Genomic DNA, 379 nt, shown 5'->3' with positions numbered 1-379 from the left:
CAATAAGTAAGATAGCGATTCTTTTTAAATTCCGTCTCCTTTCTTTTTGATCGGCTGCCTCTTGCACCGGATGTCACTGCCACCCCGGCGGTGGGATTTAAGCAGGTTTACCGTATCGAAGGTGGCGCCGCAGGAACAGGTGGTGTTCTGCTTCCCCCTGCACTGGGCGTCTCGGCTGCTCTGGCGATGGGAGTTAAACAGGCTGACCGTATCGAAGACGAGGCCGCAGGGACAGGTCATGTTCCGCCTCCCCTTGCACCGAGCGTCGTTGCTGCTCTGGCGGTGGGATTTCAGCAGGTTAACCGAATCGAAACTGGCGCCGCAGAGGCAGGTGGTATTCCGCCTCCCTCTGCACTGAGCGTCTTTGCTGCTCTGGCGG

The 379-nt window shown here is 57.8% G+C and carries 1 protein-coding gene; it reads left to right on the top strand.

Features of this window, described 5'->3' with window-relative positions; genetic code table 11:
* Positions 1-90: 90 nt before the first annotated feature.
* On the top strand, positions 91-379 hold a 289-nt coding region (locus E1189_RS02810), incomplete at its 3' end, for a hypothetical protein (RefSeq protein WP_155158538.1).

This window comes from Parendozoicomonas verongulae, assembly GCF_009711465.1.
Lineage (GTDB): Bacteria > Pseudomonadota > Gammaproteobacteria > Pseudomonadales > Endozoicomonadaceae > Sansalvadorimonas > Sansalvadorimonas verongulae.
This window is presented reverse-complemented; position numbering and strand designations above follow the sequence as displayed.